This window comes from Pedobacter sp. MR2016-19 (genome assembly GCF_014947265.1).
Taxonomy (GTDB): Bacteria; Bacteroidota; Bacteroidia; order Sphingobacteriales; family Sphingobacteriaceae; genus Pedobacter.
The window spans coordinates 168,420-183,645 of the sequence record NZ_JADCNK010000009.1; the positions used below are offsets into that span (position 1 = coordinate 168,420).

Below are 15,226 nucleotides of genomic sequence, written 5' to 3' on the forward strand. Positions count from 1 at the left end.
CCCAGCTTTTTTATTGAATAATGATAACATCGGCTTCGCTTTTACGCAAGCAAAGCTGATAACCAGCTACACGGATTGCCATAGGATCGCCCAGTGGAGCAAAACGCTCTACCTCTACCACCTCACCTGGCAAGCAGCCCATCTCCATTAACTTTACAGACATATCTAAATCTGTAAAAGCTACAATTGTTCCTTTTTCTCCAACTTTTAGGTGCGACAGCTTCATGTGCTAAATTTGGCGCAAGTTAACCTTTCTTTAGATTTATTCCAAATAAGATACTCGGGTATGGATATAAATTACAGTGCTTTTACCCTAAAATGATCTAGTTTCGCTGTCTGCCACCACCACCGTTACCCCCTCGGCCTCTGCCGCCTTCCTCGTTTCCTATTATGCGGTTTTTACCGCCCATACGGTTTAAAGAATAGGTAAATGAAAACATAAAATAACGCTGCAATACGTTGTAGCTTTCATCACGGATAGTGTTGTTGTTGGCCGTGCGACTTACGCCCTGGTTTTCGTTCAGCAAATCGTTTACAGCAGCTTTGAAAGTGCCACGGTTTTTAAAAAATTGTTTACTCAGGTACGAATTAACCAAAGTAAAGTAGGTATCGAAATTCTCTCCCCTACCTGTATTCTGGTTATAATCTGCATCTACTGACCAGCGGATATCGCCCGGAAACATATAGCTGATACTAATATTGGGACTGAAGGTATAATAGCGCGTATTAGAATTAGGTTGAACCGAGTAAGTTGCCCGGTTAATTGAGCCACTAACGCCTGCGGTTAAATCGAGCTTATCCAAATTGGAAACCAAACGGTAACCATTGTTAATCGACCAGCTATTGGTGATATTTTTTAAGGTATTGGTAAAGTTTACGTCTCTATCATAGTTGCTACTGATGTTGATATGAAAATTAAGCTTATTTTCTGCCATGATAGGCAAACTTAATGAGGAGGATAACGACCCGGAATAAACACCATTTACGTTTATGGGCAGTACTGCAAATTTACCCTGGTTAACCCCGCTTTCGATTAAACTGCTGCTATTTGCAATTTTATTGGAAGTCTGGGTCATGTTTATATTGACAAATAACGACCTGTTTTTTCCTACCGTAAAAGTGTTGTAAGCAATACGCAGGCTATTGTTAAATTCGGGTTTTAAATTGGGGTTACCCAATGGGATACTTTGTGTATTGGTATTATTGGGAATAGGCTGCAACTGTTGTATGGTAGGCTGATTGGTACTACCACGGTAATTGAAAACCAAACGCTTGCTATTGCTAAAATTATACCTGAACATAGCAGAAGGCGTATAGTTAAATATGTTCTGTTTTAATACGAATCCCTGGGTAATATTATTGTTTTTGCGATCGGTATTCTGAACGGCCATCCCCACATTCCAGTTGTATTTTTTGGCCATTTTATTAAAACTGAATCCAGCTGTATTGGTTAAGGTGGTATTTTCGTAAACGTTACTTAATGAATCATTCAGTAAATCATAGTTCAGCGTAGCCGGGTTGAAGTCGTAAGTAAAACGATCAGAAGTATTATGGCTATAGCCGTTCTGGTAATTAAACTCAAGGCTCAGGGTTTTATTCAGAGGCTCAGTATAAACCAACCGGGTATTCTGACTAATAGATTCGCTTACCTGATCATTGAGCTGGTTAATAATTTTTACCGTTTTAACACTGTCTTTTTCACGCGTTTCGGAATTGTAATTATAATTATTGGCGTCGTTATTATTAATGTTCGTATTAAAATTAAGCGACAATGTTCTTCCACGGCGCATAAACTTCTTGCGTAACAATATATTATTACTGATAGCGGGCGCTGTATTGTGATTGGTTAATCGCTGTGATCCACTTGTGTTATAGGTGCCAAAATCGCGCGTATAAATACTGCTGTTTAGGCTCTCGTTATCGGTATAACTTAAATTGGGCTGCACTTTAAGTGAGGTTAGCGAATCGATTTTGGTATCGATCATAAAGTTTAAGCGGTGGTTTAAACGATCTGAATTATTGGTCTGGTTATTATTAAAAATCGTTGTTACATCGCCCAACAGGTTTTGGGTTACGCTGTTCCTGAGGGTCAGGTTATCAGATTTATTCACAAAATAACTCAAATTCACTTCCGTCTGGTCGGCATACACATCCGAGAAATTAAATCCACCGGCTTTGGTATCGGTAATTCCACCACGACCGCTATTTCCGCCGCCCAGACCGCCACCAAAATTTTGTTTGTTCACATTATTAAACTGGGCAATTACACTCAATCGTTTATCCTGATTAAAATGATTAATGTTCGCATTTACATCATAACGATCGTTAGATCCATAACCTCCAGAACTGTTCCCGAAATAGCCGTTTTTCTTTTCCTTTCTGGTGGTAATATTGATGATTTTGGTTCTTGATCCATCATCAATTCCGGTAAACTGTGCCTGATCGGAAAGTTCATCGATAATCTGAATTTTATCGATCATATCTGCAGGAAGGTTTTTAGTGGCCAATAAAGGATCATTCCCAAAAAACTCTTTTCCGTCTACCTTAACTTTGGTAATGGTTTCGCCCTGGGCTTTCACTGTACCGGCTTTATCTACCTCTACTCCTGGCAATTTCTTTAACAAATCTTCTACTACAGCATTCTCTACTACTTTAAAGGAACTTGCATTAAACTCGAGCGTATCCTTTTTTACCACAATTGGCGGAATTTCTGCTTTAATATCTACCGTTTGAAGATCGATTGCTCCTCCTTCTAAAACAATATCGTCCAGGATGATATCAGGTTTATCTGCTGAGATGGTAAAATCTTTAGTGGTATTTTTTAAGCCCAAAAATGCAGCGTACAACCTGTAAGCACCAGGTTTTAAACCTTTAAAAACAAACTTCCCATCTTCTGTGGTACTTACAGCGCCTACCATGCTTGAGTCTGCCAGATTTCTAACAGCCAAAGAAGCATAATAAATTGGTTTTTTATCCTTTGATTGAATTACCCTTCCGCTAACTGAACCCGTTTGCTGGGCGTAAACATAAAAAGATGATAAAATAAGAAGGAGCGTAAAAATGTGTTTCATTCGGTTAGTTTGCCTTATAACATAGAGACAGCGTACTTTTATAAAGGTTTATTTGCCTTGAGTAACATTTGAAATACATAAATGTCAATTGTACATTTAATCATAAAACACTGTGGCTATAAAAGAAAAGACCCGGATAAAACCGGAACTTTCTAAAGTAAAATCGTCAATTCGACTGGAGTGCAACGAAATGGAGAAATCTTAAGCATCCTTTTAGATTTCTCCACTACGGTCGAAATGACGATATATCGAAGAATGATAGATTACAGCAAGTATTACATTCTTGGGCGCTGACCACCACCATTACCGCGTTGGCCTGGCATCTGCATATCGCCACTTATGTTTCTACCACCTATACGCGTTAACGAATAGGTGAATGAGAACATATAATAACGTCTTAATACATTGGTAGTTAAATCAACTATCGAAGTTCCAGTAGCAGTTCTGCTTACACCAGTGTTTTGGTTAAGCGCATCATTTATAGAAAATTTAAATGTTCCTCTGTTTTTAAAAAACTGACGGCTGATGTAAGGGTTAAGAATGGTATATTCCTGGTTAAATAGATCACCACCGCCAAAATTCCTGAAATAATCGATATCTATTGCTAATCTGATATTGGCTGGCAATACATAACTCACATCAAAACTTGGATTAATGGTGTAATACTGCGTATTGGATGATGGCCTTGCAGAAAACGTAGAGTTGGTATAGCTTCCGGTTATACCTCCAGTTAAATCGAATTTATCAACGTTGGTTACCAATTTGTACCCGTTTGAAATGGTATAACTATTGGTTACATTTTTTACCAGATCGGAAATCCCTTGTCCTGCAATAAAATTCACATTTCTACTATACGATCCGTTTCCAGAAATATTCAGCGTTAGCTTACGCTCTGCCATTAAGGGTAAAGACCAAGTGGCATTGGCATTACCCGCATAAACGCCATCCACATTGATGTAACTTACCTGTTGAACACCTCCTGACAAAGGCACAACAGTATTTCCAATGGCATTAAAGGTTTGGGTAAGATTTAAACCTGCAAAGAAAAACCGGCCATTTTCGATATTAAAATTATTAAAGTTGATCCTCAACTGGTTATTGAACGATGGTTTTAATGACGGATTACCTATATAAATGGTCTGAGAGTTTGTATTATCCAGAATCGGCTGAATCTGATCGATAGTTGGTTGTGAGGTAGAGCCCCTGTAATTAATGAACAAACGTTTACGGTTACTAAAATTATACCTGAACTGCGCCGATGGAGTAATATTGATAAAATTCTGCGTACGTTTTAAACCTGTGGTTAAATTGCTATTTACCCTGTTGGTTTGTTGTGCGGCTACTCCGATATTCCAGTTGTATTTTTTCTCAGTTGTAGTCAAACTTACTCCTGCAGCATTGGTTAAAGTACGGTTGTTGTAGATATTCGAAAATGCATTATCTACGAGGTCGAATTGCAGAGTTAACGGATTGTAATTAAATACATCTCTTTGTGAATCGCTATTTGAATAACTATTCTGATAATTAACCTCTACGCTTAGGGTTTTATTTATTGGTTCAGTATAAACAAGCCTTGTGGTATTATTTATGGAATGGCTGTTTGTATTATTCAACTGATTGGTAATGGTGTCTCTTGTTGTTATTCCCTCCGTAATTTTGTCGTTCCTGTAGTTAAGGTTTGTACCGTCGTTATCGTTTATGCTGGTGTTCACATTCAATGATAGCGTACGGCCTCTGCGTTTAAAACTTTTGCGGATCAGTAAATTATTGCTAAAGGTAGGTGTAGCAGCAGTTGTGGTATTCCTTTGCGTACCAACAGTTGAGCCGTCATCAAGCGTTCTGGTATAACTATTCAAATTGCTCCCATCTGTTTCGGTATAAGCCACGTTGGGCTGTATTTTAATAGACAAAGATGGATTTATCTTGGTATCGACCATGAAATTGAAGCGATGGTTAATTCTGTCGGAAGTATTATTTATAGCTTCAGCAATGTTATTCGTACCTCCTGCAAGGTTTTGGGTGTTGGAGTTCTGGATATTTTCAGAAATTGCTTTATTAAAGAAATAACTGGCCTGAAACTGGGTGCCGTCTTTATAGGTGTCGGCAAAGTTTAAACCTGCTGCATTGGTGGTGGTGATTCCACCATTTCCGCCGCCGGAACTTGCTCCACCTCCACCACCAAATCCACCACGGCCGCCCCCACCTCCAAATCCATTACCTACACCCCCGCCCTGACCAAAATTCTGCTTATTCACATTGTTAAACTGACCGATAAAGCTGATCTGCCTATCATCATCAAATTTGTTTACGTTCAAGCTGGCATCATAACGATCGTCAGAACCATAACCTACAGTACTGTTACCAAAATAACCATGTTTCATACCATTTTTAGTAGTGATATTTAAGATCTTGTTTCTTGTTCCATCATCAATACCGGTAAACTGGGCCTGTTCAGAAAGTTCATCAATTACCTGGATCTTATCAACCATATCAGCCGGAAGATTTTTAGTCGCCAATAATGGATCATTGCCAAAAAACTCTTTACCATCAATCTTTACTTTGGTAATGGTTTCGCCCTGGGCTTTAACACTGCCATCTTTTGCTACTTCAACCCCTGGCACCTTTTTCAAGAGATCTTCTACCACGGCATTTTCGCGCACTTTAATCGATTTGGCATCAAACTCTAAAGTATCTTTCTTTACCACAATCGGGATAGTAGCGGTTACGTTAACTGTATTTAAGTCAACTCCATCATCACCCATGGCAATTTCGCCGGCATTTACTGCTGCCTTAGCCACTTCTATATCTTTGGTTGCTGTTTTTAAACCTAAAAAGGCGGAATAAATTCTATACTTACCCGGAGCTATGGCTTTAAAGCTAAAGCTTCCGTCAGGATTGGTTTGACCGGATGCCACAACACTCGAATCTTTTAAACTCTTAATTGCGATTGTAGCAAAATCAACCGGCTTTTTATCTTTCGCGTTAATTACTTTTCCGCTTATCGAACCAGTATTTTGAGCCTGGGCGATGTAACCACAAAATAGAAGAACAATGAATATTGCCCGCTGAACGTTTCTTTTCATCAAAAAAATTAGATATTATAATATAAACTAAGCTATCAGACTGTAGAAAAGCCAAAAGGTTTGTTAAGGTGTATTAAAAGCTTGGTAACATTTTAAATACAGCCTGAGGAAGGTCGTCAGATCAAACAGGAAATTGATCGGTAAGAGGATTATTTTTGCGTTGAAGGATAGCTGTTATAATACACTTTCGGGCAATTACAGTTCTTTTTAAAAATACTGCAGCCGCTTAAACCTATAGCCGCGATTACACAGATGATGCTAACTTTTCTTATCATTGAAATTTAACTTATGGAGCAATACATAACTAAAAACCGCCATTGATGCGCCTAACATATCACAGCCAAAATCCCACCATTCTGCAGAGCGATAGGTAAAAACTTTCCATTGTAATAGTTCAATTCCGCCGCCGATGATGGCGCTGACCAGTAAAACCTTAAAAATGGTTAGGGTTCTGAAAGCGTAGGTATGCTGGTATTTTATTTTACCATAGAAAAGTAGGATAGATAAAACAAAGAAAAAGCCCATATGGGTCATTTTATCAAAACCTTCGAAGAAAAAGCCACTTTTTCCAACAGAATCGGAAATGTGCATATTACAAAACACCAAAACAACAATTGTCCAAAGAATGGCCCATTTTTGCTGTTTTAGTGTTTTGTACAAAATATTAGAATTAGGCTCCTACCAGTTCCTGGTAAGCTGCTGCTGTTAACAAACCATCTACTTCAGCTAAATCAGCTAAAGATACTTTTACCATCCATCCTTGTCCATAAGGATCAGAGTTAACCAATTCTGGATTATCGTTTAATTCAGCATTAACTTCCAATACTGTTCCGGTAACTGGCATATATAAATCAGATACCGTTTTAACAGCTTCTACAGTACCAAAAACTTCTTCTTTAGCTACCTCGCTACCTACAGTGTTAATATCAACATAAACGATATCGCCCAATTCGCGTTGCGCAAAATCAGTTACGCCAATATAAGCTTCATTACCTTCAACTCTAACCCACTCGTGGTCTTTAGTGTACTTTAATTCTGATGGAAAATTCATTATTTTATATATTTTGAAAATAAGTTATTTAAAGTTCGTTGCTTTATCAGGCTTGCAGGCATAACTGCAAGCGTTTAAGCGTTTCTATCATTTACGCTCCAAAAATACAATTTACTTTCACATATCGCAATGCCTGGCAAATTAACTTCCAGAAAAGGTTTCACTCCTGCTTTTCGTTCATAGCTTCCCAATCAGGCACTACCTGTATAAGCCACTTATTTATTAATTCAGTGTAAACCTTAAACTAAAACCGAAATTACTAAATGAGGTATTAAAAGTTTGTGAGGTATAAGGTTTGGTAATATTCGAATCGTAAAATAACTTGACATTAAACTTCTGGTTTAACACATAATCGACACTTGGTCTAAGCGTAATGTTTTTTGCCCCTGAAGAAACCTCGGCTTCGGTAACATCGGCACGGTAAATCACCGTTTTATTATCGCGGATAGCTACATCTAACTTGAAATCCATGTTGTTATCCATTTTCAGGCTCTTAAACCACCCAAATGGGAAACGGAATTTGTTGGTACGGTAACCCAATCCCAAAACCATGTTATTTTCTGATAACTGTGCCAACTGACTGTTTGATAGGCTAAGTCCCAACAAACGTGAACGGTTTAATTCGAAAGAAGCGGTCAGGTTATTTTTAAACCTCGTATCAACGCCAACCAAGGGAGAAAAATATTCTGAAATGGTTACCTGAGCAAACTGGTATTCTGGTAAAAAGTTATTATTTACATCCCTACTACTCACGGCACCATTAGTTTCCTGGTAACGCAATAATGAGTTAAAGCCATTAATATTATAGGCCGAACGATAGCCATGACGGATATCGACAGATGAAAATTTATCGGCAATAAAAGGAATCCGTGTTAAGCCGCTATAAGTTAGGCTCCAATTTGGAAGCGGTATTTTAGGGAAAGCATTCATTTTCGTTTTATCTGCATCTTTACCTGAATAAGCAGCCATAAAAGCAGAGATAATTACGTCCTGGCTCTCCTTACTATAACCATCAGCATAACCTCCATTAATGCCGCCCGAATTTGGGTTTTCAGCACCCAGCCTTCTGGAAATAATTATCCTATTGGCCATAAACTGATTAAATAGTCCTGAAATAATGGTGGAATTACTTTCTTTAAATGCCGTACCCAAAGCGATGTACGATACGCTATAATCGCCCGTGGTAATTGCACTCAGATTCTCGAACGAGGATACGCTGGCCACGTACCTGAAATTTGTAGAAAAGTTTCTTGTTTGTGCTTTATTGGCTTTTAAAGTAATCCGTAGATCTTTAAAAGGCTCTAGTAAACCGGTAAATTGAAAATCCTCTCTTAAAGTATTTACATACAATTGGTTCTGTAATGTATCGGTTGTTAACCAGCCATTATTCAAGGCCATATCTCTGATATCCCGCTGACTACCAAAAGCAAAACCCAAACCTGGTGCCCCCGTTGCATTGTCGATACCGAAATACTTCGTGGTTGGCAAATAACCAGGGAGAAAAATACCTTTAGTTTGTACGAAACTGGCATTAACGTTTTTTAAACTGGTTAAAATGTTGACAAAAAAGTTCTTCGCCTTGTTACCATCCTGATCATTACCAGCATTTCTGATAAAGCCAAATTTGTTGTACAACGTAGTCAGGTTTAACGTTGGGTTCACCTGTACAGTCCTGCTGTTTTGTACGGTATTACCCAAATTAATATTTGGATCCAGTAAGGTAGAAAGCGGTTCGGTTTGCCAGTTAAAGTTGGTACCATAACGGGTTTTTACGGAAACCCAGTTTAGCCCTGGTATTTTATCAATTGGTAAATTATAGGTTACGTTTAAATTGTGGTTATAATCGGTTGTACGTCCTAAGCGTTTTAAGTTTTGCCAAACAGTATCGCGTTTCATGCCGTCAATTCGTCCATCCGGTTCATCAATGATCGAATAATTTGTGGCATTAAAATCTAACTGTAGCGAACGGGTAAGGTTCCATGCGATACCATAAACCCGGCTCATGGTAAAGTTTTTGTTAAAGGTAGTACCATAACCACTCTGGTAAAGCCCGATGGTATTATTTGGATCGTTATTCCGTAAGGTATTTTCTGAATATAAGCGGTCTACATCAATCCTGAAATTAATCGCACTTGGAAAAATACTGAAGTTAAAATCCTTTAATAAGGCTAGCATGTTGGATTTTATGATCTTTTCAAACGGCGCTATCGTTTTCGCTTCTTTACTATAACTGTACTGTAACGATGCCCTATAGGTATTCTGAATACTGCTTTGATTAATAAAATCGCGATGATTATATTGAGTATAAGCATAACTTGCAGCAAAATTCTCAATATCCCAAAGGCGGACAGGTTTACTGTTATTGGTCCGTTCTTTTCTAACATTGGTAAAGTTTATCCCTCTTCGAACGGTATAATCCTGTGCAAAATTTAAAATCGAATCTTTTTGTTCTTTTGTAGATTGCTCCAAAGCATTTTTAAGCTCGATATCTGGTGTCCTTGGATTGTATTGCGGAGTGGAAACCTGTTTAGAATAACTCACAAACATCGGGATTTTCACCCCAGATTTTTGCGGCAGAAACTTGCCTAATTCCATTGCAGAAGAAACATCAAGCAATACATTATCTGCACGGTTCCGCTCGCTCACTTTCGAATCGATCGAACCAAAACCGATGGTAGATTTACTTCCGGAAATATTTACATCGGCAAAATCGGCTAATTTTAAATTCAATCTTCCGGTAGCTGCCCAACCACCTCTTTCATCGAATTCAGTTAATCTTAATTCATTAAACCAAACCAGCGCATTTTTATCAAGCCCATCATCATTACGTTCATCATTGGCGGCACGGAGCGGATTTTTAACACCCACCATATATACCCTAACTTTGCTCATATCAGGTTGCCCTTTAACGACGATCGTTCTCGTTCCGTCGGTATAGGTAAATGGTACATTTGTAGGCCATGGTTGTCCGTTAGCTTGCCTGGCAACATTACGGGCTAACTTTGCATTTTGAAAAAGCATTAAATCAATATCCATTCTGTTGGCTTCCGGCCAAATGGCATCAGGATCACTTGTACCAGGATTGGTCACCTTTAACGGGATTACATATTCATAATAATTATCCTGGTTATCAGTTCCGATTCTTAAGAATCCAGCAACATCATTATCATTTAAAATCTGATTATTTACCGCCTCAGCATGAATAAACATCTCTAAATGTTTGTAAGATCTGAAATCGCTATAGGCTGTTTTAAATGCACCTCTACCATAGCCATCTCTTAACGATTTTACGATAACGGATAGTGATTGCTCATTTAAACGGGTATCACCACGATAGTTGCTATAGTCACGCTCACGAAGAATACCAGGGGGCGTAACATATGGAATTGGTGAACGTTTTCCATTTTCTTCGATATTTACTGTCGATACTTCAATAGTAGAATTATCAGGCGTAAGTGCGGGCAAAGATGGCTCTACGATTACTTGTGCGGCCTGGTTCGATGCATTGTACTCCCTCCATTCCCCTCGGATCAATTGTAACTTCGCGAAACGCATAACAGCAGTATCAGCAAAATTGGTCATAAACATCCTAAAGAAACGGATAGATTTAAAATCCTGGATACCACCTACCCGATCTTGATACTGGCTAATCGGAATTCTGAATTGATACCATGAAACAGCCTGCGTATTTCCATTGGCCAGTTTTACCTGCGACGTTACTTTATCGGTAATAAAATTTTGTCCAACATTTAAATCTCCCGGGCGCATCGAAACTTTATACTGAAAATACTCATCACTTTGCGTCATGTTATTATCGCGGTTGATGTCTTCCCCATCGGGTAAAGAAGTGGAAGCAGAATTTTCAAGTCCTAATTCTTCCTGCGATTGCTGCGAGGTTTTAGAGTTCCCTTCAGTTCCGTTATATTTTTCATAACGTTTAAGAATACCTGCATTAATCTGATCTAATGCGGGCCCCCTGAAATAAGTATAATTATCTGATGATGGATCGGCATCAAGAGCAGTTGAAGCTGTAGCGTTTAGCTGCGATTTGATCTGATTGATTGCGGCAGCAAATTTTACTTTTTCATCAGCATCAGATAATCCGTCCAAACCTACATCCTGTGCTCTGCGCGAATTGGCATTGTTATCGAAAGCCTGTACAACGGGTTGTAATTTCGGCACGCGTCCCCAAACGGTTTCATCGTATTTGCCCGGATCGTTCGTTGCGGGCAAACCATTTTCTAAAGATTTTCTTCCATCTTTAAGAATATCTTCCGAAATATTCCCCAGATTGAAATAGATATCTCCACCTGCCGAATTCGGCTTATAAATAAATGGGTCCATTACCCAAAATTCGATAAAGCCAACATTTAGCGCTTCAAAATCGTTTGTTTCAATCTTCCGCTGAAAACCTCCCCAATTATTTCTGGGTTGCAACAAACTTCCATCTGGCCTAAAATCAGTGGTACGGAAATTATAAGGTCCTCTAACGGTTGGATAAAAGGCTACATCCAAAGTGGTAAGGTTTAAGGCTTGCCCGGTTGCCGTTTCCTTAAAAGGAAAAACCTCCTGCTCAATCACCTCTCTCACATAATGATTGGAAAGTTCCCCCCGGTTGCCCCTGATATTGGCCGGAGTGGTAGATGCCGCCGAATTATAAAAAGTTGGATCGATATTATAAAATGCAATTCTTGCCCGATTGTAACCATAAGATAAATCATTGGATTTATCAAACTCTGAGAAAAGCTGTGGCGTACCAGACAGCTGCCAGGCAATGGCACTCTTTAAATCGATTACCGATCTCGATGCTTCAAAATCATCTAAATAACTTACCCCATTTTTACTGCCGGCAAAATTAAGCGCCCTTGGGTGACCGGGTATCAGTTGAGCAAATTCACCGTAAAACGTTACACTTGATGGTGCTTTAGTTGAAATAAAAGGAAGTTTATCAACCAGTTTTGTTAAAAACCGTGAGGGTGAGCTATAGTTAATATCTGCTCCCCAAATGGTATTCGAGATGGGTTCTTCACCGATGTTTACCTTTTGGGTTAAAGGTTTTTCGGTCAGGTTCATGATCGTACCCCCCAGGTTTAGTTTATTGTTTACACGATAATCTAAACGGGTTCCGAAAAGCGACCGCTGTTGCAAGCCAAAGGTTTCACTGTTTTCTGTGGTAATTCTAATCGGTTGACCAGATACCAAAAGTGCCTGATTGATGATACTTACACGTCCACCCTGATAATCGACCGTAAAATCCACTCCTTCTGTTAGTGGCATTGTTCCGGCAAAAACCTTTACCGATCCTTCCGGAACATTGATGGCATTTAAGCTGAACTCAGAAGAAATATCAGATTGGTAGTTTACCTTAATGGTATACCTGTTCTGGTTTTGAAACAGCTGCCTGGCGATGGTTTGTGTTGAATCGTAAAGCGCGGTAAACGTATATTTATTGATTAATGCCTGTTCGCTTGGCAAAAACTTTGCAGCCAGATCTTTACCAAATGGTTCAATCACAGGGAAAATAATCCTCCCATTTGCAGGATCGATAGTGATATAACCCGAATTGGTATTGGTAACCAATGAGGTCTGCCCATTGCTGCCCGTACCGAACATACTGGCCTGGTTGGCATTGCTTGCCGTAGAATAAGATCCAAAAGCATTGTTTGCAGCCACGAAATCGAAAACCCCATCGGGTCTCCGCTCATTCTGCTGATTTAAACGATCGAATTCGGTTAGGGCAATCCACTGTTTATTAGCCGTATTCTGACCTTCGGTCATTACCGGATTATCAACACCTGTTTCGTTATCAATACGGTAAATATCAAGTTTAAAATTCTGACTACTGATCTGATATCCGCCTATAGAGTAAATATTTTTCATCATCAGATCCCATGTTGGCAGCTGGATCTTAGTGGTTTCGTTCTTTAGCAATTTGGCATAAAGCACTTTTGGATTAGCCGCATCAAAAGAAACATCGGTAGAAAACTCACCCACCTGATACTCCACCCCGTTATAGGTATAGCGGTAGGCAACTGCTAAAACCTCATCGGCATTTAGCGGATTATTTAACGACAAATAACCCAGTTGTGGCTGAAAAGTAAATTCGCGATCTGTTAACTTCCTCGCATAAACCAGTTTAGCAAAATTATCGGTATTGCTACTGTTAGCTGGCGTTGTTTGGAAGAAAGAAAGGACAGCATTAGAGTTTGTCTGCCTGATAGCACCACCCTGATAAGCATTTAATTGAGAGATCAGGTTGTTTGATTGCTGTGGAAAACCAGTAGCGGTAGTTCCTGCCGGTAGACCAGAAGTACCTCCGGTAATTAAATTATTGTTAAAAGGAACGTTTTCGCCTAAATCCATCAAACCCAATACATCTCTGGAGTCGGTGGTATTTCCTGCTTTATTGGTAATCCAAACTTCAATTTTGGTAATCTGGATCGGAGAGGTAATGATAGGTGCGTTAGCCAGGTTTTTGTTATAGTTATTTCTAAAATATTGCGACAGAAAATAGTGTTTATTGGCTTCGTAGCTATCGATATTTACCGTAGTGGTATTTTGCTGTGCCCCATTGGTAATTTTAATCTCTCTGGATTGTGATTTTTGTTGGGTATAAACACTCGTTACGTTTAAACGCCCGAATTTTAGTTGTGTTTTTATCCCAAAAAGCGCCTGTGTTCCAGTAATCAATGAGGTATTTAAAGGCAAACTCACATTACCGGCTTCTATTTTTTGAATAATATCATCTACACCGCCTGTATAATCCAGTTTGATTTGGTTTTCAAAATCAAACTGCGCTTCTGTATTATAGTTACTTTTTATTTTTAGCTTGGTTCCAATATTTCCAACCAGGTCCATCTGGATCCTTTGGTTAAAATCGAAATTGGTTTGTACCCTCTGTCTTTCGTTAAAAAGCGGATTTTCATTTTTATTTACCCTTCCTAAAAAAGTAAGCTCGGCCTCACCGCGGGGCTGAATATCAATCGTTGTGCCTCCAAAAAGTTTTTCAAAAGCTTTACTGTTTACCTGAATCTTCGGAATAATACCGGTGCTTCTATAGTCGCTCACTTCAGCATTAGAAATGCTACGCCAGTTACCCCTTTTTATTTCACTGTTTACCAGCCTTTGGTACTCATCAATGGTAAGGTATTGGGTATTGAGAACGAAGTTTTCGCCGATGAGTTCTTTAACAACATAACGCCTGTTTTTTGCATCGTATTCTACAACACGCTTTAAATTACTAGGTGACGGATAAAATGGATTAACTGCCGGACTAAGCCCTAAACGTTCTTTTTCCCGTAGACTAAAATTATTTTTTGGTTTAATAGTATCCGTTTTGCTTGGAACAACTTGAGCATAAGTGGTTTGAGAAGCAATTAAAAAAAGAGGAATGAGAAACAGAAATGTAGATATTCTATTCAAAGGCGTTAAATCTATAAAGTTTTCAAAGCTTGTTTAATTAGTTGCTCTACCGAAAGGCTTCCCTCTGTCACTTTTAATATCTGGTCTATAGTTTTTTCGGCGGTTTGTTTGGCGAATCCGAGCATTACCAATGCTGATAACGCTTCATCTTTAACGGTATTGTGCTGAGGCATAGAAATTAAAGAATCAGCACCTTCTTTTTTTAGCTTATCCTGCAGTTCTAAAACCAGGCGTTGTGCGGTTTTTACACCTAAACCCTTAATCCTTTGTATGAGCGGCAAATCTGCCTTAACAATTGCAGTTTGAATCTCAACGGGGGTGATGGAAGATAAAATCATCCTGCCTGTATTCGGTCCGATACCCGATACCGAAATTAAATGTAAAAATAAACGGCGTTCGCCTTCATCAGCGAAGCCGTATAATGTATGTGCATCTTCTTTTACATGCAGCCAGGTGTATAATTTACACCTTTCTGCATCGCCTAAAGCGCTGTATGTATTTAATGAAATGTTTATATGATAGCCTATACCTCCGGCTTCAACCACAACATAGGCTGGGTTTTTAAATGTCAATCTACCATCAATATAGGCGTACATGTA

7 protein-coding genes are annotated in these 15,226 nt (G+C 39.0%); all 7 read right to left on the bottom strand.

Annotated elements, in window-relative coordinates; all coding sequences use genetic code 11:
* Positions 1-10: 10 nt before the first annotated feature.
* A complete protein-coding gene (locus IM793_RS13850; RefSeq protein ID WP_055913318.1) occupies positions 11-226 on the bottom strand; it encodes a FeoA family protein in 216 nt (71 codons plus the stop codon).
* A 97-nt stretch (positions 227-323) separates the two neighbouring features.
* Positions 324-3,071, bottom strand: a complete 2,748-nt coding sequence (locus tag IM793_RS13855; protein WP_193422270.1) for a TonB-dependent receptor domain-containing protein — start codon at positions 3,069-3,071, stop codon at positions 324-326.
* Positions 3,072-3,346: 275 nt separating this feature from the next.
* Positions 3,347-6,154, bottom strand: a complete 2,808-nt coding sequence (locus tag IM793_RS13860) for an outer membrane beta-barrel family protein (RefSeq protein WP_193422272.1) — start codon at positions 6,152-6,154, stop codon at positions 3,347-3,349.
* A gap of 258 nt (positions 6,155-6,412) precedes the next feature.
* Positions 6,413-6,814 (bottom strand): VanZ family protein, encoded by a 402-nt coding sequence (locus tag IM793_RS13865; protein WP_227256255.1) that lies wholly within the window; start codon positions 6,812-6,814, stop codon positions 6,413-6,415.
* A gap of 10 nt (positions 6,815-6,824) precedes the next feature.
* Entirely contained in the window at positions 6,825-7,205 is a 381-nt protein-coding gene (gene gcvH, locus IM793_RS13870; RefSeq protein WP_121287404.1) for a glycine cleavage system protein GcvH, read from the bottom strand.
* Between the two features lie 222 nt (positions 7,206-7,427).
* Complete coding sequence (gene sprA, locus IM793_RS13875; RefSeq protein WP_193422274.1) at positions 7,428-14,627, bottom strand: cell surface protein SprA; 7,200 nt, start codon at positions 14,625-14,627, stop codon at positions 7,428-7,430.
* Positions 14,628-14,638: 11 nt separating this feature from the next.
* A complete protein-coding gene (gene ruvA, locus IM793_RS13880; protein WP_193422276.1) occupies positions 14,639-15,223 on the bottom strand; it encodes a Holliday junction branch migration protein RuvA in 585 nt (194 codons plus the stop codon).
* Between the last annotated feature and the right edge of the window lie 3 nt (positions 15,224-15,226).

Coding starts and splice junctions, on each gene's coding strand:
- IM793_RS13860 (WP_193422272.1), bottom strand. CDS start 6,154: ATGAAAAGAAACGTTCAGCGGGCAATATTCATTGTTCTTCTATTTTGT.
- ruvA (WP_193422276.1), bottom strand. CDS start 15,223: ATGTACGCCTATATTGATGGTAGATTGACATTTAAAAACCCAGCCTAT.
- gcvH (WP_121287404.1), bottom strand. CDS start 7,205: ATGAATTTTCCATCAGAATTAAAGTACACTAAAGACCACGAGTGGGTT.
- IM793_RS13850 (WP_055913318.1), bottom strand. CDS start 226: ATGAAGCTGTCGCACCTAAAAGTTGGAGAAAAAGGAACAATTGTAGCT.
- IM793_RS13855 (WP_193422270.1), bottom strand. CDS start 3,071: ATGAAACACATTTTTACGCTCCTTCTTATTTTATCATCTTTTTATGTT.